A 21,619-nucleotide genomic window follows, 5' to 3' on the forward strand; every position below is an offset into this window, starting at 1 on the left:
CCGGCACAGGTTCGTCCCACGCCGACACTTGATGGAACGGGTCCGTGCGACGTAGAGGATCACGGGTCGGCGTGTCGTCCTCCCCGGCCGACGACGGCCCGGATCGCCTCGGAGAAGGCCGTGCGGGTGCGCGGCGGGACGCAGCCACGACGCCGCAGGAGCCCGACGGATCGGCGGGGCGTCGGCCGCGCCAAACGAATCGCCACGACGCCCGGCCCGCCCGCCCCCATCGCCGGCAGGACCGTCGCCGGGCCACCGAGCCCGTATTGCGAGCGACCTACACCGACCCGCTCCTCCTTCCGGCCATCCGACGCCGCAGCGGTGGGGCCTCGTCGTGGGCCATTCGGGAGGCCTCGATCAGGGCCTTGCCCGAGCCGCAGCAGAGGTCGAGCCAGGCGGCCGGGCGGCCCTCGCTCGACGTTTTCTTCAGCACGTCGAGCGGGTTGAAGCCGAGTTCCCGATCATAGCCGTTGGAGCCGAGGAGGCCCCGCTCCCGGTTCATCCGGCAGTTGGCGACGACCGCCGATCGCTCCAGTTCGTCGTCGCCCATGAGGTCCATCACTAATCGTACCGGCCCATCTCACGATAGACGGTCATGGGGGACACGCCGCACTCCTTGGCGATGGTCGAGGCCTTCTTCCCCTCGGCGATGAGCGCCCGCACCTTCTCCCGGACAGCCGCCGACAAGTACTGCTTCACCTCCTCGGTGGGGTCGTCGGGGGAGGCGGCGAAGACCGGGGCGAAGTAGGCGTGCATCCTCCGCAGGCATCGTGCAACCGTCCGAACGGTCGATTCCCGTAGCATTCGAGCAGGTTGTCGCCCTGAAACGGCTGTCCGTGGGCCAGGCAGAGCGAGGCCAGGTCGTCGCTCTCACGATGCCTCAACAGGTCCGGCAGCGTGTCCCGCAGCATCCCGAAGGGGAGGATCGGGAACTCGGGGTCGGACTTCCGCACCCGCTTGAGCAGGCGGGTCCAGACGTTCGCAAAGTGGTACTGGGCGTTGGTCTCATGCTCCCTGTACCAGGGCATGCCCTCCTCGGAAACGAGAAGCAGTTCCGAGCCGATATTCCTGGACCGCTCCAGTCTCCACCGGAGCATCCTCGCCGTCTCGGGCCAGATCAGCCACTCCCCGAAGACCTCGGTCTTGGAGCGCAGGAGGCGAACGAAGCTGTCCTCGACCGTCGAGGAGAAGTGCAACCGCTCGGCGTATTCGTGGCGGTGGCCCAGCAGGATGTCTCCCCTGGCCAGACGTCCCCCCTCCGCCGCCCCCATGGCGCAGTTCAGCCCCAGGTACAGCAGCAGCCTCTCGGTGGGGGTGGCGTGCTTGTTAATAGTCGCCAGTTGCTCGGCCGAGTACACCCGCTTGGTGATGACCGACAGCATCCGCTTGGCTCATCACCTTGGCGACGGCCTCACGCCTCCGGGCCGGGCTCACGAGTTTCCCCGGGCGGCCTCCTTGAGGATCGCCTTGTCCAGGGCCGGTTCGGCGACCAGGGCCTTGAGCCTGGCGTTCTCCTCCTCCAACTCCTTGAGCCGCTTCACCTCGTCGACCTTGATCCCGCCGAACTGGTTCCGCCAGCGGTGATACGTGTTCTCGGAGACGCCCAGGGCCTTGCGGATCTCGGCGACGCCGGTCCCCTTGGCCGACTCGGAGTCGGCCTCCCTCGGCTTGCGGACGATCTGCTCGGGCGTGTGTCGGATTCGTTTCATCTGATGAGTCTTTCCGTCCTCATGGGCCAGAACGACTCTCATACCAGATGGATCAACCTAGGGGGAGCAGGTCATTGGGGCTCAGACCTTCACCGCCTGCCCCGCCACCTTCCGCTCCACGGCCGCGAGCTCGGCCTCGATCCTCTCCAGCCGGGCAATCGCCGCCCGGACTTCGTCGCTATCGGCGGCCTCAAGGGCCCGCTCTAACGCTTCGCGGGTCGCGGTGATCTTGCCCCGCGCCTCGTCGAGGTCGCCGGCGGCCAATTCGAGCGTTTCGTCGATCATGGGTGCGTCCGCCGGGGCCTGGAATATCTCCGGTCCCGCTGCACGGAAGATCGACGCAAACTCTTATCCTAACAGGCGTTTCAGGGCGGTTCGACAGTCGCCGAATCACTCCCCCGCCTTCCGGCGATCGCGGTGTGCCGCCTGCTTCGCCCGATTCCCGCAGATGGCCATGCTGCACCATCGACGGGCGCGGCCTCGCGTGCGGTCCACGAATAGAAGCGTGCAGGTCGAGCCCTCGCACGCCTTGGCGTACTCGAAGTCCTCGCTGCACACGAATCGGGCGATCTCCTCGGCGATCGGCAGCAGCAGGGCCTCAGGAGTCCGCAGGCGTCGGCGCGCCTTGAGCTCCAGGGCTGGCTTCACGCCTTCTGGCCCGATCACGACCTGGTAGAACCGCTCGTCCCGGTCGAGGAGGCGGTTCAGCGGCTCGAGCTCGCGCACGTCGTCGGGGCCGAGCTTCCTGCCGCTCCGCTCCCGGACGAATCCCCGGAACCACTCCCGCAGGCCCCGGGCCTGGGCGGCGACGGCGTCGAACTCGCCCGGGATCGCTCGGTCCCGCAACGCCTTAAGCTCCTCCGCCGTCGCGAGCCCCGCCTCCTCCAGCCAGGCGAGCAGTCCGTCGCCGGAGTCGATCCAGTCGACCTGGACGTCCACCGACGTGGCCAGGGTGTTGAGGAAATCGAGCCCCGGCCAGCCGGAAATAAAGAACGCCGGGGGCTTCTGCGTGCTCATCGGGATCCCCATCCGACTTGTAACCAGACTGAACCCACTTGACCGGTTATGACGGCCGGCGTAACCTCACGTATGCCGGCGATGCGGTTAGCATAGCCTCTCGTCCAGGGTACCACACGGCAAGGCGGACCGATGCGTTATCGCACGATCGACGTGGACGGACTCGACGTCTTCTACCGGGAGGCCGGGGAACCCGGGGCCCCGAATCTGCTGCTGCTCCACGGCTTCCCCAGCTCCAGCCACATGTTCCGCGACCTGATGCCGCTCCTGGCAGATCGTTTCCACGTCATCGCGCCCGACCTCCCGGGCTTCGGCCGCACGGCGATGCCGGCCCGAGACGCGTTCGCCTACACCTTCGACAACCTCGCCCGAGTCGTGGAACGCTTCACCGAGGTCATGAGCCTCGACCGGTTCGCGGTCTACGTCTTCGACTACGGGGCCCCGACGGGCTATCGCGTCGCGATGCGGCACCCGGAGCGGATCACCGCGATCATCTCCCAGAACGGCAACGCCTATGAGGATGGGCTGAGCGACGGCTGGGACCCCATCCGTTCCTACTGGCGCGAGCCGTCGACGGCCAACCGGGACGCTCTCCGGTCTTTCCTGAGACCTGAGGCGACGCTCTGGCAGTACACCCACGGCGTTCCCGACGCGACCGCCGTCTCGCCGGACGGCTACTCGCTCGACGACTTCTACCTGGCGCGACCCGGGGCCGACGAGATCCAGCTCGACCTGTTCCGCGACTATGCGAGCAACGTGGCCCTGTATCCCGCCTTCCAGGATTACTTCCGCACGCACCGGCCGCCGTTCCTGGCGGTCTGGGGCCGGAACGACCCGTTCTTCCTGCCCGCCGGTGCCGAGGCTTACAAGCGCGATATCCCGGACGCCGACATCCGCCTCTTCGAAACCGGGCACTTCGCGCTGGAGACGCATGCGGGTCCGATCGCCGTGGCGATTCGGGAATTCCTGGCCGGATGAGCCGGAAGTCGCGGTCCGGCGGCGTCCACTGGCAAGCCAATGAGACGAACTGTTGAAAACGAGATGGATTCGCGGCGAAGCCGGGATGCCCGCTGTCAGTGTTCGGTAGCCTCGCTGAAAATGCCAACTCACTACTGCGAGAGGGGCGTCCCATGCGTGCGATTCTCAGGACGGAGTTCGGTGGCCCGGATGTCCTCGTCATCCGCGAGATCCCGGAGCCGGAGCCCAAAGAGGGCCACGCGGTGATCCAGGTCAAGGCGTTCGGCCTCAACCACGCCGAGCTGCACACGCGCAAGGGGGAGTGGGCCGAGATCGCCGATGTCAGCGGCATCGAGTGCGTAGGGGTCGTGAAGTCCTGTCCCGGCGGCGAGTTCCCGATCGGTGCCAAGGTCGCCGCGCTGATGGGTGGCCTGGGGCGGACCATCAACGGCAGCTACGCCGAGTTCACCCGCGTGCCGGTCTCGAACGTCGCCCTGATCGAGGCGGACCTCCCCTGGGCCGACCTGGCCGCGCTGCCGGAGACCTATGCCACGGCCTGGACCTGCCTGTTCCGCAACCTCGACATCCAGCCGGGCCAGACGCTCGTCATCCGGGGCGCGACCTCCTCTTTCGGCCAGGCGGCCGTGAAGCTGGCCGTGAACGCCGGGGCGAAGGTGATCGCCACCAGCCGCAGCCGGGAACGGTTCCCCATGTTGGAGAAGCTGGGGATCGTGCGGGCTGAGCAGGAACTGCCGGACCTCTCGACGCGGATCTCCGAGGCCAAAGAGCTCGACGCGGTGCTCGACCTCGTCGGCAACAGCACCATCCTCGACTCGCTCAGAATGCTCCGCCGCGGGGGCCGGGCCTGCCTCGCCGGCTGGCTGGGCGGCCTCGCGCCGATCGCCGACTTCAACCCGCTCCTGCAGATGGCCAGCGGCGTCTACCTGACCTTCTTCGGCAGCTTCGTCTTCGGGACACCGGGCTTCCCGCTCTCCGACGTCCCGCTCGGGCAGATCGCCGAGGACGTGGCGGCGGGCCGCCTGGAGGCCAAGCCGTCGCGCGTCTTCCGCTTCGAGGAGATCCGCGAGGCGCATCGGGTCATGGAAGCGAACGAGGCCGGCGGCAAAATGGTGGTCGTCCACGATTGACCGGCCACAGTGGTCATCGAATCCGAGGAGAAGGTCATGGCGCATCCCGAAGATTACGACGTGGTCGTCCTGGGCAGCGGGGCCCCCGGCAAGCTGGTCGCCTGGGCGCTCGCCTCGCGAGGGCAACGGGTGGCGGTCGTCGAGCGGCGCTACGTGGGCGGTGCCTGCCCGAACATCGCCTGCCTGCCCAGCAAGAACATCATCCACGACGCCAGGGTCGCCGACCTCGTCCGCAGGAGCGCCGAGTTCGGCATCTCGCGCGGCGAGTGGCAGGTCGACATGGCGGCCGTCCGCGACCGCAAGCGGAAGATGGTCGACGGGCTGGTCGAGATGCACCTGGCGAAGTACCGGGAGAGCGGAGCCGAACTCGTCATGGGTAGCGGGCGCTTCGTCGCGCCCAGGACCATCGAGGTCGCGCTCAACGAAGGGGGCTCGCGGACGCTCCGCGGCAAGACGGTGGTCATCAACACCGGTTCGAGGGCCCGGCTCGACGACACCCCCGGCCTCGCGGAGTCCGGCCCCCTCACGCATGTCGAGGCCCTGGAGCTGGACCGGCTGCCTGAGCACCTGCTCGTACTGGGCGGCGGCTACGTGGGGCTGGAGCTGGCGCAGGCCTTCCGCCGCTTCGGCAGCCGCGTGACGATCGTCGAGCGCAACGGTGCCCTGATCCACCGCGAAGACGAGGACGTGACCAAGGCCGTCGAGCGGCTCCTGCGCGACGAAGGCATCGAGATACGGACCGGCACGGCGGTCGAGCGCGTCGAGGGGACGTCCGGCGATTCCGTCCGCCTGCATACGGCGGGAGGTGCGATCGAGGGAACGCACCTGCTCGTCGCCGGCGGGCGCACCCCGAACACCGACGGCATCGGGCTGGAGTCGGTCGGGGTGGAAGTGGACGCACGGGGCCACATCAAGGTCGACGAGCGGCTGCGGACCACGGCGGAGGGCGTGTGGGCGGCGGGCGATTGCGCCGGGAGCCCTTACTTCACGCATATCGGCGAGGACGACTTCCGCGTGCTGCTGGCCAACCTCACCGGCGGTGACCGCGTGACGACCGGGCGGCAGGTCCCCTACTGCCTGTTCACCGACCCGGAGTTGGCCCGGGTGGGCCTGAGCGAGCGGGAGGCCAAGGAAAGTGGCGTGAGCTACCGCCTGGCCAAACTCCCAATGCAGGGCGTGCTGCGGGCACGGACCCTCTCCGAGACGCAGGGATTCTTCAAGGCCCTGGTCGAGGCGGACGGCGAGCGCATCCTAGGATTCACCGCGTTCGGGCCCGAGGCTGGTGAGGTCATGGCCGTCGTCCAGGTGGCGATCCTGGCGGGCCTGCCGTACACGGCGTTGCGGGACGCCGTCCTGACCCACCCGACGATGGCCGAAGGGCTCGCCGGGCTGTTTGGATCGGTACCGAACGGCTGATCTCGGGCTTCGCTTGGCCGGGGCCTCCGATCGCATGATCAGCGGGGCTCCATCCGGAAGTCAGGTCACGGTTTACGACGAGGGCGGCGTCTTCTCACCCCGGATGCGGGCGTGACCGCTCGCGTTCGTAGTTTCGTTTTCCACTGGAAGCGGCCGCTTCGGCCGTGTCGCCGCCAAAGGAATAGATCTTGAACCTGCTGATCAAAGTCCTCGCCAAGTCCGGGCTCCTCAGGGACCACCTGAACCAACACCTCGTTCGGGCCTCGATGATCCTGATCTTCGTGCTCTTCGGGTACCAGAAATGGTTCGAGTACGAGGCCCAGGCCCTGATCCCCTTCATCCGGAACGGCCCGCTGACGTCCTGGATGTACCCGGTGTTCGGCCTGCATGGGGCGACCTGGTTCCTGGGCGTGTCGGAATGGCTGACGGCGGCGCTGCTGGTCTGGGGCTACTGGAGCCCCAGGGCGGGCGTCATTGGGGCCTTCCTGTCCGTCGGCACCTTCGTCACGACGGTGACCATCATCCCGTTCATGCCGGACGGCTGGGACGCGGCCGCGGGCTTTCCGGCAATGAAGGGCGACGTGGCCTTTCTGATGAAGGACGTCGTCCTCCTTGCCGCGTCCGTCTACCTGCTGAAGCAGGACGTCGCGAGAGTCATCGATTCTCGCGACACGGGCGCGATGCACGCCGGTGATCGCCGGGCGGTCGAAGTCGCCTCTTAGGTTTTGCGGGCTGAGGCAGGCGGCGGGGAGGACTGCGAGGCCGACCCGGCGACGGGCAAGCGGGATTGCTGAACCCCAGAAACACCGAAAGCCGGGTAGGAGATGCCTACCCGGCCTCGGTTGTGGGTGCCCCGACTGCCGCTCGCGGCGGTGTGCAATCCTGGGCGGGCGAACCGCCGAGGAGCATGAGTTTTTGGCGCGGAGCACTGTCAGAGCACACAGCTCTTATCGGCTCGGGGGCGTCGGGGCTTGAGCGTCACACTCACCCCTCACGAGCACCACCCTGTTCTCCTGTGCCGGGGATGCGGCTCCCCCTGTCTGGCTTCCCGCTCGCGACATCTCTCGTCCACGGCTTCTGAGCCGGGGACTTGACTCGCCCAGGTCATGCAACTAGAAATGTTTCATGAGACGCGACAGCCGACTTTCCGGGGTGCTCCACATCCTGCTCCACATCGCCGAGCGGCCGGACCCGGTCACCTCGGACCACCTGGCAAGGATGATGGACACCAACCCCGTCGTGGTCCGGCGGATCCTCGCCGGCCTCCGCCAGAAGGGCTACGTGCGATCGGAGAAGGGGCACGGCGGCGGGTGGACGCTGGCGTGCGACCTCTCTGCGGTCACCCTGCGGGACATCCACGTCGCGCTCGGCAGCCCCGCGACGCTCGCCATCGGCAACCGCACGGAAGCCCCCGGCTGCCTCGTCGAGCAGGCCGTGAACGCCGCGCTCGGAGAGGCATTCCGGGAGGCCGAGGAAATGCTGCTCAGCCATTTCGGGCGGGTCACGCTGGCGATGCTCAGCGCCGACTTCCACGCCCGAATGATCGCCCGCGGCCAGTCACCGGAGAGTACGGAGCAAGCCCATGACTCCTGAGCCATTCACCCCGCAGGCCGCGTTCGCGAACCCGGAGCACGTCGCCCGCTACGCGGACGGCCCGCCGCGTTTCGTGCCGGGGTTCGCCGACATGCACCGCATGGCGACACTCCTGCTCGCCGAGCGGGTGCCCGAGGACGGCCGGGTCCTGGTCGTCGGGGCCGGCGGCGGGCTGGAACTCCGGACATTCGCGTCCGCCCATCCCGGCTGGACGTTCGAGGGGGTCGACCCCTCGGCTGAGATGCTCAAGCTTGCCGAGCAGACCCTCGGCTCGCTCGCCTCGCGGGTCCGGTTGCACACGGGCACCGTCGATGCTGCGCCGGACGGGCCGTTCGACGCGGCGACCTGCCTGCTCACGATGCACTTCCTGTCCCGCGATGAGCGGCGGCGCACGGCGGCCGAGATCCGCCGCCGGCTCAGGCCCGGTGCGCCGTTCGTGTCGGTCCATGTCAGCGTCCCCGCAGCCGGGGACGCGCGGTCGGAGTGGCTGTCGCGCTACGTCGCCTTCGCCGCATCGTCCGGCGCGGCGATCAAAGACGCGCAAACCGCCCGGACGACGGTCGAAGCCCACCTGACCATGCTCACGCCGGAGGATGACGAGGCCGTCCTCCGCGAGGCGGGGTTCAAGGATGTCGGCCTGTTTTACGCCGGGTTCACCTTCCGAGGGTGGGTGGCGTACGCCTGATCCCCGCCGATTCCGATGACGGAGCACGAACCGACGGGACCTATTGGGCAAGGAGAACGCCATGAAAGAGACCAAGGACCTGAGCAGCCGGGAGGCGATCGCCCTCCTGGCTAGCGGGACGACGGCCGGGCTGCTGGCCGCCGGGAGCAACGCCCTCGCCGAGGAACAGAAGGCCCCTCAACAGAAGTTCGACTACGACGTGGTGATCGTCGGAGGCGGGCCGGCGGGCCTGAGCGCCGCGCTCGTCATGGGCCGGTCCTGCCGCAAGGTACTGGTCTGCGACGCGGGGAGCCCACGAAACCACACCTCACCCGCCGTGCACGGCTTCTTCACGCGGGACGGGATCGCCCCGGCCGAGTTGCTCAAGATCGGCCGGGAGCAGCTCAAGCCATACGCCGTCGAGTGGCACGACGGCCGGGTCGACGAGGCTGGGGGCCGGGTTCCGGGTGCGGCTGGGTCAAGACAAGGCCGTCGTCGCGCGGAAGCTTGTGCTCGCCGCCGGCATCACTGACAGGTTGCCCAACATCCCGGGTGTCCGGGACTGGTGGGGCACTGGAGTGCTCCACTGTCCGTTCTGCCACGGCTGGGAGGTGCGGGACGAGCCGTGGGCATACGTCGCCCCGGCCGAGTCCGCGGTCGAACGGGCGACGCTGTTCTCGGGCTGGGCCAAGTCCCTCACCTACCTCACCAACGGCGGGCCGCGGCCGACCGCCGACCAGGTGAAGTGGCTCAAGGACCATCAGGTCGCCGTGCGGGAGGAGAAGATCGCCGGGCTGGACGGAAAGAACGGGCGATTGGACACCGTAATGTTCGATGGCGGTCAGCCGCTCGCAGTTCGAGCGGTGTTCGTCCATCCGGAGCCGATCCAGCGCTCCGAACTGCCGAAGAAGCTAGGGTGCAAGGTGCTGACGGAGGGCCGGCAGGCCGGCATCGTCGAGACGGACGCGTTCGGCGCGACCTCGGTCCCCGGGGTGTACGTCATCGGCGACGCGTCGTCCACCGGCATGATGAACGTGACCGGGGCCGTGTCGGACGGCAGCATGGTGGGGGGTGCCGTTCAGCACGCCCTGGTGAAGGAAGACGTCGAGCAGAGCTGAGCAACGTCTGAAGGGCGGCGGTCACGACCGCCTCCGATTCTTCCGCCTCTTCGACGCCCGCCGCTGCTTCAGAGCTCCAGTCTTTTTCTTGCTCGGCGGCAGGTACACGGGGCCGCTGAAGGAGAAAGGCGGAAGGGTGCCGGCGCTGGTCAGAACCATGGGTGCGACGGACGATTGCAGGCTAATACTACAGTCGCGCTTCATTCTGAGGTAGTCTGGGGCTTCCATCAAGGAGGCTCCGAATGCCGACCGCCGACGTCGCGGCCGCCTGGCCGGAACGATTCGAGGAGGTGACCGAACGGCTCGCCCCGCGGTTCGGCCGCAAGGACCTCCGGCGGCGGGCCGAATCATACATGCGGGGCCTCCTGGGCCGGGTCGATCGCAAGAACTCGTGGCAGCTGGCCGAGGCCCTCGGAGACGCCACGCCGCACGGCGTCCAGCGCCTCCTGGGCCGCGCCCGCTGGGACGCCGACGCCGTCCGCGACGACCTCCGCGGCTACGTCGTCGAACGCCTCGGCGAGGCCGACGGCGTCCTGATCGTCGACGAGACCGGCTTCCTCAAGAAGGGGACCAAGTCGGTCGGCGTGCAGCGGCAGTATTCCGGCACGGCCGGGCGGATCGAGAACTGCCAGGTCGGCGTCTTCCTCGCCTACCGCACGGGCCGCGGGGCCGCCTTCCTGGATCGGGCGTTGTACCTGCCGAAGTCGTGGGCCGGCGACGCGGCCCGCCGCCGCGAGGCCGGCGTCCCGGAGGGGGTCGCCTTCGCGACCAAGCCCGAGCAGGCCCGGGCCATGCTGCGTCGCGCCCTGAAGGCCGGCGTGCCGGCCGCCTGGGTCACGGCCGACGAGGTCTACGGCTCCGACTACAAGTTCCGCAGCCTGGTCGAGCAGGCGGGGCTCGGCTACGTCGTCGCCGTCTCCTCGGCCCAACGGCTGTTCCTCGGCGGCTTCTACGGCCGGGCCGACGCCCTGGCCGCCGGGCTGCCGGCGGACGATTGGCTCCGCCTCAGCTGCGGGGCCGGCTCGAAGGGGCAGAGGCTCTACGACTGGGCCTTCGTCGAGTTCGCCTTCCAGTCCGACGGGGCGTGGACCAAGGGCCTGCTGGTCCGCCGCTCGATCGCCGAGCCCCACGAGCGGGCGTACTACCTCTGCCGGGGTCGGAAGGGGACGACCGTGGAGGGGCTGGCCCGCGTGGCGGGCTGTCGCTGGGCCATCGAATCGGCCTTCGAGCAGGCGAAGCAGGAAGTCGGCCTGGACGGCTACGAGGTGCGGAGCTGGGCCGGCTGGCATCGCCACGTGACCTTGTCGCTGCTGGCGCACGCCTTCCTGGAGGCCCTGCGGGCCGAGGCGGGCCCGCCGCCCCCAAAAAGAGGACGAAGAGGCGTTTCGCCGAGCTGATCCCGCTGACGGTCCCCGAAGTCCGTCGCCTGCTCACGCGTCCGGTCTGGCCGGTCGCCCGCGACGCGGACCATTGGCTGGACTGGTCGCAGTGGCGACGCCGCCACCAGGCCGAGGCCATGCGATGCCACTACCGGAGCCGCGGCCATTCGCCGTAAGGCAAAGCGCAACTGTAATACTAATCCTCATACCGCCTCCGCCACCCTCGCTGGGCTTTGTGGCGGGCGAGGGCGAGGGCCACGCGTCTCGTGTAGTCGTCGATAACCTTGGTATAGGCTGGAATCGAGTCCTCATCGTCCGGGCATGGAGCGGTCGAAGCCGCGATTTTCTCCAACGCCTCCACCAGCCCGCCATCGTCGCGGGTGGGCGGTAGGGCGCGACACACTTCCACCAATGCTTCCTTGTCAGTACGGCCCTCGCCCTTCACGCACTGGCTACCTTTGGTGAAAAGCCAAAAGGTATGCGGATCGCCGTTTAGTACTAGGTTCTGTCTGACGGCTCGTAGAGCGTTACCATGGCGGCTTCCCCAAGGAGGCCGCGATGACGCGTCGCTACGAGTTGAAGGATGAGGAATTCACCCCTGATCGCCGACCTTCTGCCGCCGGTCGGGAGGCCGGGGGGTCGCTGGAACGACCACCGGACGACCCTCGACGGCGTCCTCTGGATCCTCCACACGGGGGCCCAGTGGCGGGAGCTCCCGGAGCGTTACGGGAAGTGGAAGAGCGTCTACGACCGCTTCAACCGCTGGGCCCGAGACGGGACCATCGACCGAATCCTGGAGCGGCTCCACCTGGAGCTGGACGCCTCGGGGCGGATCGACTTCGACCTCTGGTGCGTCGACGGGACCTCCATCCGGGCGAGCCGCGCGGCCGCCGGGGCCGGGGGGGAAAAGGGGGACGGCCGAGCCGGCCGACCACGCCCTCGGCCGCTCCCGCGGCGGCTTCGGGACGAAGCTCCACCTGGTCGTCGACTCCGGCGGCGTCCCGCTCTCGGCCGTCGTCACGGCGGGCCGGGCCCACGAATCGAAGTCCCTGGAGCCGGCCCTGGAGGCGGTGCGGATCAAGCGGCCGGGCCGGGGCCGGCCGCGACGGCGGCCCCGCCGCCTGGCCGGCGACAAGGGGTATAGCTATCGGCGCATCCGCCGCTACCTGCGACGGCGGGGGATCAAGGCGGTGATCCCGACCCGCAAGGACCAGCGGAGGAACCCGAAGTTCGACGCCGGGGCCTACCGCCGACGAAACATCGTCGAGCGGTGCATCCTCTGGCTGAAGGAGAACCGCCGCCTGGCGACCCGGTTCGAGAAGCTCGCGGTCAACTTCCTGGCCATGGTCAAGCTCGCCATGATCCGCCGTTGCTTCCGGCTCATCGAGCCGTCAGACAGAACCTAGTGGGTCACTTGGATTGCCTGTGGCCATAAGTCGGCACGCCGCGGGACCGGGACACGCGAGCAGGCCCCCGAGCCGCCGAGGTGGTGACGGCGCTCACGCTGCCGCCGCCGCCGGGCCGCCCGCTTGCCGCCCCACTGGAACGGCGTCGGCGCCGCGTCCCAGTGCCGCGCCGCGGCTTCATACCACGCGATGATCTGGGCCGCGTCGGTCGGGTACTGCCCGTCCAGCGCCCGGCGCTTGAGGATCCGCTGCAGGCTCTCGGCCATGTTCAGCCAGGAGCCGCCCACCGGCGTGTACAGCGGCATGATCCCGTGGTCGAACAGCCAGCACACCAGCTCGGGCGTCTTGTGGCCGGCCAGGTTGTCGAGCACCAAGAGCATCCGCAACGGCGGCGGTGCCTCCGGGAGCGTCGGCACGACCGTGAGGCCCTCCTGCCAGCGTTCCCAGGCCCCACGCCAGCCGTCGTCCGGCGTCGCCGGAGGGTCGGGCATCGCGGCAAGGATGGCCGCCAGTTCGCGCTTCAGCCAGGGGTGCAGGACGGCGTTGGGGCAGGCCGTCACGCCGCTGACGCGGGCGTGGCCGTCGGCCGGGCGGAACAGCGTCAGGGCCTTCGCCGTGCCGTCGCGGAGGTACTCGTGCGGCTGGCGCGCCGGGTCCCCTTCGGGGCGCCACGACCGTCCCGGGTAGGGGACCGTCTGGTAGGGGCCGGCCTGGTCGGTGCACCAGACCTCCAGCCCCGACGACGTACCCGTGAGGTAGGCCGCCTCGATCAAATTTTTTTCGCATCAGAATCCGGGTCGGCGACCTGGACCGGCCCGACCTTGCGGCGGCGCAGCGCCTTGCCGGTGGGGCACCAGGTCCGAGTGCGCTGGTAGCTGGCCCCGGACTCGCGCAGGACGCGGCGGATGGTATAGGTCGAGACCTTCGGCAGGCCGTCGGCGGCCGCGCGGAGCGTCCGCTGCAACGTCGAGAGCGACCAGGTGGCGGTGCCGTCGCCCTCCGGGGTCGGCGCCCGGGCCGCCTCGGCGGCGATCCGCGCCCGCTCCTGCGGGCCGTAGGTCGGGCTCCGCCCGCCGCCGTGGCGGGGCTTCAACGCCTCAAGGCCCTCGGCGTTGAAGCGGGCGACCAGGTGCGAGACGGCGTCGCCGGAGCGGCGGCCGACGGCGCGGGCCGCGTCCTGGTAGTCGTCGCCGGCGGCGACGGCCAGCAGGATCTTGGCGCGGACGACCTCGGCGGCCGGGGCGGCCGAGGACCGACTGAACTGGACCAACTCCCGTCGCTCCGCGTCGGTCAGCTCGCGGAGCGGGTCCTTCTTCTGGCGCGACATGGCGGCCTCCCTGGTGCGAGAAGCCACCGATTGTACTCGCACTCAGGTCTTATGGCTACGGGCATGGCACTTGACCCACTAGTACTACAGCGGTAACTCGGCTTTTAGGCGGCTATCCTGGCCCGAGGAGATCCTCGAATCAGGAGGCCTGGCATGGCGGCGACCGGGACGGCGGTGGAGTTGGAGGAAGTCCAGCGATGGGGCGAGGAGCTCGACGCCGTGGCCGGGCGGGTCGGCCGGCGGTTCGCCCGCGGCGAGACCCGCAGTCGGGTCGCGGCCTATCTCAGGGGGCTGCTCGGGCCGGTCCAGCGGAAGAACGCCTGGCAGGTCTCCGAGCGGATCGGCGACGCCGACCCCTACGGCGTCCAATACCTGATGGGTCGGGCCGGCTGGGACCCCGACGCCGTCCGCGACGACCTGAGGGCTTACGTCGTCGAGTCGCTCGGCGACCCGGACGCCGTCCTGGTCCTCGACGAGACCGGCTTCCTCAAGAAGGGGACCAAGTCGGCGGGCGTCGCCCGGCAGTACACCGGTACCGCGGGCCGGATCGAGAACGCCTAGGTCGGCGTCTTCCTCGCCTACGCCGGCCGGCATGGCGTGGCGTTCCTCGACCGCACGCTGTACCTGCCCGAGGGATGGACCGGCGACCCCGAGCGGTGCGTCGCGGCGGGCGTCCCTGAGGGGACTGCTTTCTCGACGAAGATCCGGCTGGCCAAGGCGATGCTCGAGCGGGCGTTCGCCGCCGGGGTCCCGGCGGCGTGGGTCGCCGGCGATGAGGTCTACGGCGTGTGGGAGTTGCGGCGGTGGCTGGAGGAGCGGAGACGGCCTTACGCGCTGGCGGTCCGGGCCAACCAGTACGGCTGGGCGGGGTCCGGTCAGGCCACGGTTGCTACCCTGGCCAAAGCGCTGCCGAAGCGGGCCTGGCACGGGATCACCATCGCGGCGGGTAGCAAGGGGCCCAGGCGGTACGCCTGGGCGTGGCTGGAGACCAACAGCGACCTGGGCCCGGCATGGCGGCGGTGGCCGCTGGTCCGCAAGAGCCGGGGCGATCCCGAGGATCTGGCGTACTACATCGCGGCGGGCCCCTGCCGGACGACGTCGACCCGGCTGGCCCAGACCGCCGGGGCTCGTTGGTCGATCGAGGGCGGCTTCGAGTCGGCCAAGCAGGAGGCCGGGCTGGCCGACTACGAGGTCCGGAGCTCGACCGGCTGGCATCGGCACGTCACCCTGGCCCTCCTGGCCCATGCCGTCCTGGCGGCGATCCGAAGGCTCGCCGAGGGGCCGCCGAAAAAAAGTCGGCCCAGGAGCCGGAGTTGATCGCCCTGACGGTGCCCGAGGCCCGTCGGCTCCTGGTCCGCCTGTTATGGGGACGCCTGCCGGAGACCGACGAGGTCTTGGGTTGGTCGGTGTGGCGACGCGCCCACCAGGCGTTGGCGCGGCGATGGCCCATCCTCCCCCAGCCGCCGGCGACGGGGAGGAACACGCCCGGGGCCTCAGGCGATCAGGGCCTGCTGAAGTTCGGCGGAGAGGATCAGATTCCCGAACCCCAGATGCTCATGGGCGAGGGTCGCGAAGATGCGGCCGCCGACCCGGAAGTCGGCAGCCCCCATGTGCGCGCTCTCCTCGGCGTCGCCAAAGCCGAGGGCAAGCTCCTGGGAGTCGCTGGAGTCCATGAGCGTTGTCCTCATCCCGATTGTAGCGGCCCAACGTACCGATAGCTGTTCAACAAAACCCCCGTGGGCGTGGCCTGCGTGCTGACGAAGACGAGTCCGCGCGGGTCGACACTCTCCGAGAAAAGGCGTTTGCCCCGGCCCAGCAACACCGGGTACACCGCGAGAATGACCTCGTCGACCAGCCCGTGCTCGAACAGCATGGAAGTTAAGGTCGTGCTCCCGCTGACGACCAGGTCGGGGCCGTCGCCCGCCTTGAGGCCGCGAATCCCTTCCACGATGTCGGCCCCGAGGTCGCGGGCCGGGCCCCAGCCAAGGCTCTCCGGCCTGTGGGTGGCGACGTATTTCGTCGCGGCGTTCAGGCCGTCCGACATCGGGCTGCTCGGTGCCTTCGGCCAGAAGCCGGACCAGAGGTCGTAGGTGCGGCGGCCGAGGAGGAGGTCGAAGCCCGTGCCATACGACTTGGTGACGAGGGCCGCCCCGGCCGGGGATCGATAGGGCGCCGTCCAGCCGCCATGCGCGTGGTCGCTGTCCTCGCCCTGGCTGCTCGGGGAGATCACGCCGTCCAGCGAGACATGCGCGAAAATCCTGACCTTCCTCATGTCGAGTCTCCGTGTGGCGTGGGGGGTCGCTAACTCGGGTGGTTGGCGATTCAGCCGAGCTGCTCGGCAAGCCCGACGATGATGCCCTCGGGCCCGCGAATGTAGGCCAGCTTGTACGAATCCCCGTACTTCATCTCGCCGATGAGCTCGGCCCCGAGGGAGACCATGCGAGCGACGACGGAGTCGATGTCCTCGACGGCGAACATGACGCGACGGTAGCCCAACGCGTTCACCGGCGCGGCCGTGGGGCCGAACCTGACCGCGTCGGGCGTGTGGAACTTGTCCAGTTCGATGCCCTGTCCGTCGGGGGTCCGCAGCATGGCGATGGTGGAGCGGACATCCTCCAGCCCGACCAACGCCCCGACCGAAGGCCCCTCGACCGTCGTCTCGCCCTCGAGCGTGAGGCCCAGTGCGATGAAGAACGCCTTGGTGGCTTCGAGATCGTCGACAACGATGAGGACGTTGTCCATCCGTTTGACTGACATGGTTTCCCGCCTCTGGGGCCCGTTCAGCCCTTCTTCACGATCCGGTAATGCACGGCCGCTTCGGAGGCCTCGAAGCCCGCGACCTCGTAGCCCTCCACCCCGCCCAGGAGCCGCTCGCCTTCCCCCACGAAGACCGGCGCCATGACGAGGTGCAGCTCGTCGATGAGCCGGGCTTTCCAGAAGGCGCGGACCGTGGCGGTGCCGCCGTTGACCTTGACGTCCTGATCCCCAGCCGCGGCTTGGGCCTGCTCCAGGACCCGTTCCGGCGAGCCGTCGACGAAGTGGAAGGAGGTGCCGTTCCCGAACTCGAGCGTGGGCCGGGGGTGGTGCGTCAGCACGAAGACCGGGTGCTTGAAGGGAGGGTTGTCGCCCCACCAGCCCTTCCAATCCTCGTTTTCCCAGGGGCCGCGGAGGGGGCTGAACATGTTGCGGCCCATGATGGAGGCGCCCACGCCCTCGAAAGCCCTGGCCGCGTAGCTGTCGTCCAGGCCCGTGCTGCCTCCCTCGCCGCCGATCATGGACTTGAAGGTCCGGGTGGACTTGAACCAGTCCATGATCTGGGAGGCGTTCTTGCCGAAGGGTTCGGACTGGGTTTGGTGGAGGCCGGCTCCGAAACCGTCTATGGAGCAGGCGAAGTTGCGAACCACGACTTTGGGCATTAGGTGATCCTCGAGACGTTGGGGCCGCGAATAGGGTCGTCCGTGCGTTACTCGTCGCCCGAAGGGCCGTACATCCCCGGCACCGGGATGTCGTTCAGCCGGAGGTAGACGCAGAGGATCGCGCGGTGGTGGATCATGTGGTTGATGATGATCTGCCGGAGCACGGCCGACCGGGTCAGCGTGAAGACCGGCTTGCCCGCATACAGGAGCGTCCACGGCTGGGCCATGTGCTCCTCGTCGGCCCGGGTGATCCCTTCCCTTGCGGCCGCGATATTCCGGTCGAACGTCTCGAGGATCTCTTGCCGGTTGGTGGCCTGGGGAGGGATGTAAGCCTCGCCGCCGGGCGGGGCGATATCCAGCTCCGGCGTCGCCAGCGCGTGCACGAGCCAGTCGGGGATGTTCGCCAGATGGTTGGCGTTCCAGCCGATCGTGTGCGACTTCGGGTGGGCCTGCCATTCGAGTTTGTCGTCGGGGACGCGTTCGAGCACCTTGCGGGTGTTCGCCATCTCCTGATCGAACTCAGGCAGCACAGAGTCGGAGTAGGACATGGGCTATTCCTTTCCGGGAGTTGATTTGGGCCGCTGAATCGAAACAGGTTATCGGCCGGAAGTGAATCCGCGTACCGGGTCTCCCTGTCAAAGGACCCTGGAAGGCAGCCTCAGCCCCGGCGCGCGGCCTCGATCGCGGCGATGTCGATCTTCCCCATCGTCATCATGGCCTCCATGGCCCGCTTCGCGGCGGCGCGATCCGGGTCGGTCGTCGCCTCAAGCAGCACGCGCGGCGTGATCTGCCACGAGAAACCCCAGCGGTCCTTGCACCAGCCGCAGGCGCTCTCCTGGCCGCCGTTGCCGACGATCGCGTCCCAGTAGCGGTCGGTCTCCTCCTGGTCCTCGGTCACGACCATGAAGCTGACCGATTCGTTCGGCTTGAAGTTCGGCCCGCCGTTCAGGCCGACATAGGCCTGGCCCAGGAGGGTGAACTCGACGATGAGCTCCCCGCCCTCCTTCATCGACCGGTTGTCGGCGGCAGAGGCGTGAGCCTTCCCGACGCGGGTGTCGGGGAAGACGCTGGCGTAGAACTCGGCCGCCTTGCGGGCCTCGCCGCTGTCGAACCACAGGCAGGTGATCAGCTTATTCATGGTCGTGCTCCTGGACGGGGACGGAACGATGCCGGATTGGAACCAGTTATCGGCGGGAAGTCAACGGGCGTACAGTAATTTTAGTCGATCCCTCTTCGCGGGTGGCTCCTCTCCGTTGTTCGCTTCGCTCCGTCGCTCGCGCGACCACACTCCGGTCAGCCTATCGTGGGCATTCGGAGGGTTTTGCCCTCCAAGGGGACGCTGCGCGCCTTCATTCAGGGGCTTCTTCCGAGGGTGACTGCCCTTTCCGAGGTCCCCAAACATTTTTCTCTAAACCCATCAAATACCATTTAATCATTAGTGCGATCACTGGCACTGTCAGTCCAGCAAAAACACATGGGCCCAACCTAATAAATGCCATCAAAGTCGATATCAAATCCGTGTTCGGTAACGAGAAGATTTACCCCGCCTGCCCGGTGGCCGAAGGATTCTGCAAGCTGAATACAGCGGTTTACCCCCGCTTGGCAGACGCGAAGGATGGCTACAGAGCCATGAGCGAGTGACGCGTCGGCTCGGGAGGCGTGCCGTGGGAAGACCTTATTCGGCGGATCTGCGGGAGCGCGTGGTCGCGGCGGTGGACAGGGGCGAGGAGTCGCAACGCGCGATCGCCCGGCGGTTCGAGGTGAGCCCGTCGTTCGTGGTGCGGATGCTGCAGCGTCGGCGTGCGAGCGGCGGCCTGGAGCCGGGGCCCCACGGCGGCGGGGCCGGGTTCAAGCTCGGGCTCGACGAGCGGATTCGCCTGTTCGAGTTGGTTCGCCGGCACGCCGACGCCACGCCGAAGCAGATCAAGGAGCGGGGCGGCTTCGACTGCACGCTCGTGACGATCTGGCGGCCGTTGCGGCGGTCCGGCTGGACGCGGAAGAAGAAGTCGCCGCACGCCGCCGAACGCGACCGCCCCGACGTCAAGGAGGCCCGCCGGAGGTCCCGCCGCAAGGCGAAGCGGCTCGATCCGAGACGGCGGATCGTCCTGGACGAGGCCGGTGTCGACGCGTCGATGACCCCGACGCAAGCCCGGGCCCCGGGGGGGCGTCGGGCCGAGGGCTCGGCCCCGAAGGCGTGGCGGACGACGACCGTGGTCGCGGCGGCGGGCCTCGACGGCCTCCGCGGCGAGTCGGCGTTCGCCGGCGCCATGGACGAGCCGGCGTTCCGGACCTACGCCGAAGGCGTGCTCGCGCCGAACCTGCGCCCCGGCGACGTCGTGGTGATGGACGACCTTCGCGTCCACGACTCGGAGGCGGCCGAGGCCGCGATCGAGCGGGCGGGGGCGAGAGGGATCCGGCCGCCGCCGTACAGCCCCGACCACGACCCCATCGAGGAGATGTGGTCGAAGCTCAAGGCCCGCCTGCGTCGGATCGCCGCGGGGACGACCCCGGCGTTGCATCAGGCGCCGGCCGACGCCCTCTACCAGACCACGGCCAAGGATATCGCCGGCTGGTTCAGGCATTCAGGGCTGTATGCCATCCCGGGGTAAACCGCTGTAACATAGCAACTGGTAGCAACGGCGGGGGCAGGTCACGAGGTCTCCCGAGCCCAAGAGCAACCATGAACCACTCCGACTCCACCCTCGCCGAAGACTTCGACTGGGCGCTCTTCCCGCAGGAAGCCACTGTCTCGCCGCTGAAGCGGTGGGTGCTCGGCCTGGAGGTCTCCTCCGTCGTCGTCCTCACCTGGTTGGTCTACCAGCCGCTCGCCGTCGTCCTGGCGTGCCTGGCGATTTCCTTCCGGGAGTTTCGGAGAGCTCGAGTCTCCGCGCGTGCCATCCCCGACAAAGCGGCCGCCTGGATCAGTTCGCTCTTCGGCTACGCGTGGGCCGCCTGGACGCTGGGGGTCGCCGCTTGCGCTACGTTCTTCGTCCTCGGGGTGATCAACGTCACCGTGGTGCATGACCGCGGGATGCCGGCGGGGGCAGGTACGGCGATGTTGCTCGCCCCATGCGGGTTCCTGGCCGCGCTGACGCTCACGGCCGCCGGGTTGGTGATGGCGATCCGCTCGGGCCTCAGGATATGGATCGGCGAGGGGATGAATCAGGCCCGCACCTTGCTCCTGGGCCTGCTGATCCTCCTCTTCACGGTGTTCGGGATCGGCCCGCTGCTCGTGCTCCTGAGTGCGAACATCGACCGGAACTCGGGCCCGGGGATCGGCGCTTTCATCTCATGGGTCGGCCTCCTTGCGGCGACGTTCGCCGGGCCGATCGCAATCCTGATCGTCCTGGACCGGATCAGCAGGCGAGTGCTCGCCTCACATCCCGGGACGTACGGTCCGAAGGTGCCGAGCTTGAAGAAGTGGGATGTCTGAATCGCGATGCACTACAGCCTCGCTAAACACCTGCCCAGCTAACCCTCGTGTCGAGCCTTCGTAAAATCCGACTGTCAGAAGTTGGTTCGGGGGATCCACGATGATCGGCGGGCCGCTCAGCGATGGATGGTCGGGCAAGGCGAGCCAGCCCCTGCCGTATGGGCCCGGAGTGCGAGCGTCATGCGAATCCTGGCGGTCTCGGGCAGCCTACGGGCTAGGTCTTCCAATACGGCGGCGTTGAAGGCGGCCGTGAAGCTTGCCCCGCCCGACATGCAGATCCATCTCTTCGAGGGGATCGCGAGCCTTCCCCACTTCAACCCGGACGTCGACGAGTCAGGGCCGCCTCCATCCGTGCACGAGTGGAGAAGACAAGTTGGAGCGGCCCGGGGGCTCCTCATCTGCAGCCCGGAATATGCCAGGGGCGTCGCGGGCGTCATGAAGAACGCCCTCGACTGGCTCGTGAGAGGCCCGGAGTTTTACGAGAAGCCCGTCGCCGTCATCAACGCCTCGCCCCGGTCCACCCACGCCGACGCCAGCCTGCGCCTGACCTTGGCCACCATGTCCGGTCGGGTGATCGAAGCCGCCTCGATCGCCGTGCCCCTGCTCGGTCGCGGCCTCGACGCCGACGGCATCGCTGCCGACCCTTCCCTCTCATCGTCGCTCCGCGACGCACTTCGCAGTTTCGCGGACGCCATCGGGGCCGGATCGTAACGGCGAGTCTTGCGTCCGAAACCTGAACGCATGCCCAGACAACACGTTCTATCGAATCGGCCATAAAATCTCCCCGGGACTTACCTGTTTCCCGGGGAGTTGACCGACGTCCGACGAACTCGAATCGGCCCTGGCCGAGCTGACCGAAGCCCGCGAGAAGCTGGAGGCCGTCCGGGCCACGCTGACGCAGGTTCTGGGCGTCACGCACGACGACCAGGCCGTGGTCGAGAAGGCGAAGGCTGGGCTGGAGCGGATCGACGCCGAGGTCGCCAGTGTGGAGCGGGCGATCGGGGAGGTGGCGAGGCAGGTGGTGAGGGCCTGAAGA

At 68.5% G+C, this 21,619-nt stretch carries 25 protein-coding genes and 3 pseudogenes; 14 read left to right on the forward strand and 14 right to left on the reverse strand.

Features of this window, described 5'->3' with window-relative positions:
• Positions 1-277: 277 nt before the first annotated feature.
• From VT85_RS21885 to VT85_RS21910, 6 genes are all read right to left on the reverse strand, one after another.
• A complete protein-coding gene (locus tag VT85_RS21885) occupies positions 278-550 on the reverse strand; it encodes a hypothetical protein (protein ID WP_156513014.1) in 273 nt (90 codons plus the stop codon).
• An 11-nt stretch (positions 551-561) separates the two neighbouring features.
• Positions 562-699 carry a helix-turn-helix domain-containing protein gene (locus VT85_RS28720; protein WP_197490928.1) on the reverse strand — a complete coding sequence of 46 codons (138 nt, stop codon included), beginning with the start codon at positions 697-699 and terminating at the stop codon, positions 562-564.
• Positions 696-1,382 carry a hypothetical protein gene (locus tag VT85_RS21895; protein ID WP_068420025.1) on the reverse strand — a complete coding sequence of 229 codons (687 nt, stop codon included), beginning with the start codon at positions 1,380-1,382 and terminating at the stop codon, positions 696-698. Before VT85_RS21895 ends, VT85_RS28720 begins: the two co-directional genes overlap by 4 nt.
• A gap of 48 nt (positions 1,383-1,430) precedes the next feature.
• A complete protein-coding gene (locus VT85_RS21900; RefSeq protein ID WP_197490929.1) occupies positions 1,431-1,709 on the reverse strand; it encodes a transposase in 279 nt (92 codons plus the stop codon).
• Positions 1,710-1,790: 81 nt separating this feature from the next.
• Complete coding sequence (locus VT85_RS21905; RefSeq protein ID WP_068420030.1) at positions 1,791-1,994, reverse strand: hypothetical protein; 204 nt, start codon at positions 1,992-1,994, stop codon at positions 1,791-1,793.
• A 105-nt stretch (positions 1,995-2,099) separates the two neighbouring features.
• Positions 2,100-2,726 (reverse strand): CGNR zinc finger domain-containing protein, encoded by a 627-nt coding sequence (locus tag VT85_RS21910; protein ID WP_068420032.1) that lies wholly within the window; start codon positions 2,724-2,726, stop codon positions 2,100-2,102.
• 132 nt (positions 2,727-2,858) lie between these two features.
• On the opposite strand from VT85_RS21910, the gene VT85_RS21915 reads away from it, so the two are divergent.
• From VT85_RS21915 to VT85_RS27000, 10 genes and pseudogenes are all read left to right on the forward strand, one after another.
• A complete protein-coding gene (locus tag VT85_RS21915; protein ID WP_068420033.1) occupies positions 2,859-3,704 on the forward strand; it encodes an alpha/beta fold hydrolase in 846 nt (281 codons plus the stop codon).
• A gap of 152 nt (positions 3,705-3,856) precedes the next feature.
• A complete protein-coding gene (locus VT85_RS21920) occupies positions 3,857-4,831 on the forward strand; it encodes a zinc-binding alcohol dehydrogenase family protein (RefSeq protein WP_068420035.1) in 975 nt (324 codons plus the stop codon).
• 36 nt (positions 4,832-4,867) lie between these two features.
• Positions 4,868-6,247 carry a dihydrolipoyl dehydrogenase family protein gene (locus VT85_RS21925; RefSeq protein ID WP_068422479.1) on the forward strand — a complete coding sequence of 460 codons (1,380 nt, stop codon included), beginning with the start codon at positions 4,868-4,870 and terminating at the stop codon, positions 6,245-6,247.
• A gap of 188 nt (positions 6,248-6,435) precedes the next feature.
• Positions 6,436-6,969: a YkgB family protein gene (locus tag VT85_RS21930; RefSeq protein ID WP_068420037.1), complete on the forward strand. Its 534-nt coding sequence runs from the start codon at positions 6,436-6,438 to the stop codon at positions 6,967-6,969.
• A gap of 403 nt (positions 6,970-7,372) precedes the next feature.
• Positions 7,373-7,840, forward strand: coding sequence for an Rrf2 family transcriptional regulator (locus VT85_RS21935; protein ID WP_068420038.1), 468 nt, complete (start codon positions 7,373-7,375; stop codon positions 7,838-7,840).
• A complete protein-coding gene (locus VT85_RS21940; protein WP_068420040.1) occupies positions 7,830-8,525 on the forward strand; it encodes a class I SAM-dependent methyltransferase in 696 nt (231 codons plus the stop codon). Before VT85_RS21935 ends, VT85_RS21940 begins: the two co-directional genes overlap by 11 nt.
• Positions 8,526-8,586: 61 nt before the next feature.
• On the forward strand, positions 8,587-9,036 hold the full coding sequence (locus VT85_RS21945) for an FAD-dependent oxidoreductase (RefSeq protein WP_156513015.1): 450 nt from the start codon (positions 8,587-8,589) through the stop codon (positions 9,034-9,036).
• Complete coding sequence (locus tag VT85_RS21950) at positions 9,014-9,622, forward strand: NAD(P)/FAD-dependent oxidoreductase (protein ID WP_197490930.1); 609 nt, start codon at positions 9,014-9,016, stop codon at positions 9,620-9,622. Before VT85_RS21945 ends, VT85_RS21950 begins: the two co-directional genes overlap by 23 nt.
• Before the next feature lie 242 nt (positions 9,623-9,864).
• Positions 9,865-10,971, forward strand: a pseudogene (locus VT85_RS21955) (IS701 family transposase); the annotation flags it as partial.
• Between the two features lie 588 nt (positions 10,972-11,559).
• A pseudogene (locus VT85_RS27000) lies at positions 11,560-12,407 on the forward strand (IS5 family transposase).
• Here VT85_RS27000 and VT85_RS21970 read toward each other — a convergent pair.
• On the reverse strand, positions 12,404-13,180 hold the full coding sequence (locus VT85_RS21970) for a transposase (RefSeq protein ID WP_082858376.1): 777 nt from the start codon (positions 13,178-13,180) through the stop codon (positions 12,404-12,406). The pseudogene VT85_RS27000 and the gene VT85_RS21970 overlap by 4 nt on opposite strands.
• A complete protein-coding gene (locus VT85_RS21975; RefSeq protein WP_068411620.1) occupies positions 13,177-13,734 on the reverse strand; it encodes a helix-turn-helix domain-containing protein in 558 nt (185 codons plus the stop codon). The genes VT85_RS21970 and VT85_RS21975 overlap by 4 nt, the downstream gene beginning before the upstream one ends.
• A gap of 153 nt (positions 13,735-13,887) precedes the next feature.
• Between VT85_RS21975 and VT85_RS21980 the strand changes: the two are divergent.
• A pseudogene (locus VT85_RS21980) lies at positions 13,888-15,000 on the forward strand (IS701 family transposase); the annotation flags it as partial.
• Between the two features lie 227 nt (positions 15,001-15,227).
• Here the strand turns inward: VT85_RS21980 and VT85_RS21985 are convergent.
• From VT85_RS21985 to VT85_RS22010, 6 genes are all read right to left on the reverse strand, one after another.
• Positions 15,228-15,407, reverse strand: a complete 180-nt coding sequence (locus VT85_RS21985) for an MmcQ/YjbR family DNA-binding protein (RefSeq protein WP_156513016.1) — start codon at positions 15,405-15,407, stop codon at positions 15,228-15,230.
• Positions 15,408-15,418: 11 nt separating this feature from the next.
• Complete coding sequence (locus VT85_RS21990) at positions 15,419-16,006, reverse strand: dihydrofolate reductase family protein (protein WP_068420052.1); 588 nt, start codon at positions 16,004-16,006, stop codon at positions 15,419-15,421.
• A 50-nt stretch (positions 16,007-16,056) separates the two neighbouring features.
• On the reverse strand, positions 16,057-16,491 hold the full coding sequence (locus VT85_RS21995; RefSeq protein ID WP_068420054.1) for a VOC family protein: 435 nt from the start codon (positions 16,489-16,491) through the stop codon (positions 16,057-16,059).
• A gap of 23 nt (positions 16,492-16,514) precedes the next feature.
• Positions 16,515-17,150 (reverse strand): dihydrofolate reductase family protein, encoded by a 636-nt coding sequence (locus tag VT85_RS22000; protein ID WP_068420055.1) that lies wholly within the window; start codon positions 17,148-17,150, stop codon positions 16,515-16,517.
• Positions 17,151-17,197: 47 nt separating this feature from the next.
• The gene (locus VT85_RS22005) at positions 17,198-17,698 is read right to left on the reverse strand and encodes a DinB family protein (RefSeq protein ID WP_068420057.1); all 501 of its coding nucleotides are present in this window, start codon (positions 17,696-17,698) and stop codon (positions 17,198-17,200) included.
• Between the two features lie 110 nt (positions 17,699-17,808).
• Positions 17,809-18,288, reverse strand: coding sequence for a VOC family protein (locus VT85_RS22010; RefSeq protein WP_068420059.1), 480 nt, complete (start codon positions 18,286-18,288; stop codon positions 17,809-17,811).
• A 526-nt stretch (positions 18,289-18,814) separates the two neighbouring features.
• On the opposite strand from VT85_RS22010, the gene VT85_RS22015 reads away from it, so the two are divergent.
• The 3 genes from VT85_RS22015 (at position 18,815) to VT85_RS22025 (ending at position 21,294) form a co-directional block, all read left to right on the forward strand.
• The gene (locus tag VT85_RS22015; RefSeq protein ID WP_197490931.1) at positions 18,815-19,759 is read left to right on the forward strand and encodes an IS630 family transposase; all 945 of its coding nucleotides are present in this window, start codon (positions 18,815-18,817) and stop codon (positions 19,757-19,759) included.
• 71 nt (positions 19,760-19,830) lie between these two features.
• The gene (locus tag VT85_RS22020) at positions 19,831-20,583 is read left to right on the forward strand and encodes a hypothetical protein (protein ID WP_068420061.1); all 753 of its coding nucleotides are present in this window, start codon (positions 19,831-19,833) and stop codon (positions 20,581-20,583) included.
• 180 nt (positions 20,584-20,763) lie between these two features.
• Entirely contained in the window at positions 20,764-21,294 is a 531-nt protein-coding gene (locus tag VT85_RS22025; RefSeq protein WP_068420064.1) for an NADPH-dependent FMN reductase, read from the forward strand.
• The last annotated feature ends 325 nt before the right edge of the window (positions 21,295-21,619 follow it).

The organism is Planctomyces sp. SH-PL62 (assembly GCF_001610895.1).
Lineage (GTDB): Bacteria > Planctomycetota > Planctomycetia > Isosphaerales > Isosphaeraceae > Paludisphaera.

Bases quoted from the DNA above. Each gene is read 5' to 3' on its own strand.
- VT85_RS22000 (WP_068420055.1), bottom strand. From the start codon at position 17,150: ATGCCCAAAGTCGTGGTTCGCAACTTCGCCTGCTCCATAGACGGTTTC.
- VT85_RS21885 (WP_156513014.1), bottom strand. From the start codon at position 550: ATGGGCGACGACGAACTGGAGCGATCGGCGGTCGTCGCCAACTGCCGG.
- VT85_RS21915 (WP_068420033.1), top strand. From the start codon at position 2,859: ATGCGTTATCGCACGATCGACGTGGACGGACTCGACGTCTTCTACCGG.
- VT85_RS21905 (WP_068420030.1), bottom strand. From the start codon at position 1,994: ATGATCGACGAAACGCTCGAATTGGCCGCCGGCGACCTCGACGAGGCG.
- VT85_RS21945 (WP_156513015.1), top strand. From the start codon at position 8,587: ATGAAAGAGACCAAGGACCTGAGCAGCCGGGAGGCGATCGCCCTCCTG.
- VT85_RS21920 (WP_068420035.1), top strand. From the start codon at position 3,857: ATGCGTGCGATTCTCAGGACGGAGTTCGGTGGCCCGGATGTCCTCGTC.
- VT85_RS21925 (WP_068422479.1), top strand. From the start codon at position 4,868: ATGGCGCATCCCGAAGATTACGACGTGGTCGTCCTGGGCAGCGGGGCC.
- VT85_RS21895 (WP_068420025.1), bottom strand. From the start codon at position 1,382: ATGCTGTCGGTCATCACCAAGCGGGTGTACTCGGCCGAGCAACTGGCG.
- VT85_RS22020 (WP_068420061.1), top strand. From the start codon at position 19,831: ATGAACCACTCCGACTCCACCCTCGCCGAAGACTTCGACTGGGCGCTC.
- VT85_RS21940 (WP_068420040.1), top strand. From the start codon at position 7,830: ATGACTCCTGAGCCATTCACCCCGCAGGCCGCGTTCGCGAACCCGGAG.
- VT85_RS21975 (WP_068411620.1), bottom strand. From the start codon at position 13,734: ATGTCGCGCCAGAAGAAGGACCCGCTCCGCGAGCTGACCGACGCGGAG.
- VT85_RS21935 (WP_068420038.1), top strand. From the start codon at position 7,373: ATGAGACGCGACAGCCGACTTTCCGGGGTGCTCCACATCCTGCTCCAC.
- VT85_RS21995 (WP_068420054.1), bottom strand. From the start codon at position 16,491: ATGTCAGTCAAACGGATGGACAACGTCCTCATCGTTGTCGACGATCTC.
- VT85_RS21910 (WP_068420032.1), bottom strand. From the start codon at position 2,726: ATGAGCACGCAGAAGCCCCCGGCGTTCTTTATTTCCGGCTGGCCGGGG.
- VT85_RS22025 (WP_068420064.1), top strand. From the start codon at position 20,764: ATGCGAATCCTGGCGGTCTCGGGCAGCCTACGGGCTAGGTCTTCCAAT.
- VT85_RS21900 (WP_197490929.1), bottom strand. From the start codon at position 1,709: ATGAAACGAATCCGACACACGCCCGAGCAGATCGTCCGCAAGCCGAGG.
- VT85_RS22010 (WP_068420059.1), bottom strand. From the start codon at position 18,288: ATGAATAAGCTGATCACCTGCCTGTGGTTCGACAGCGGCGAGGCCCGC.
- VT85_RS21990 (WP_068420052.1), bottom strand. From the start codon at position 16,006: ATGAGGAAGGTCAGGATTTTCGCGCATGTCTCGCTGGACGGCGTGATC.
- VT85_RS22005 (WP_068420057.1), bottom strand. From the start codon at position 17,698: ATGTCCTACTCCGACTCTGTGCTGCCTGAGTTCGATCAGGAGATGGCG.
- VT85_RS21985 (WP_156513016.1), bottom strand. From the start codon at position 15,407: ATGGACTCCAGCGACTCCCAGGAGCTTGCCCTCGGCTTTGGCGACGCC.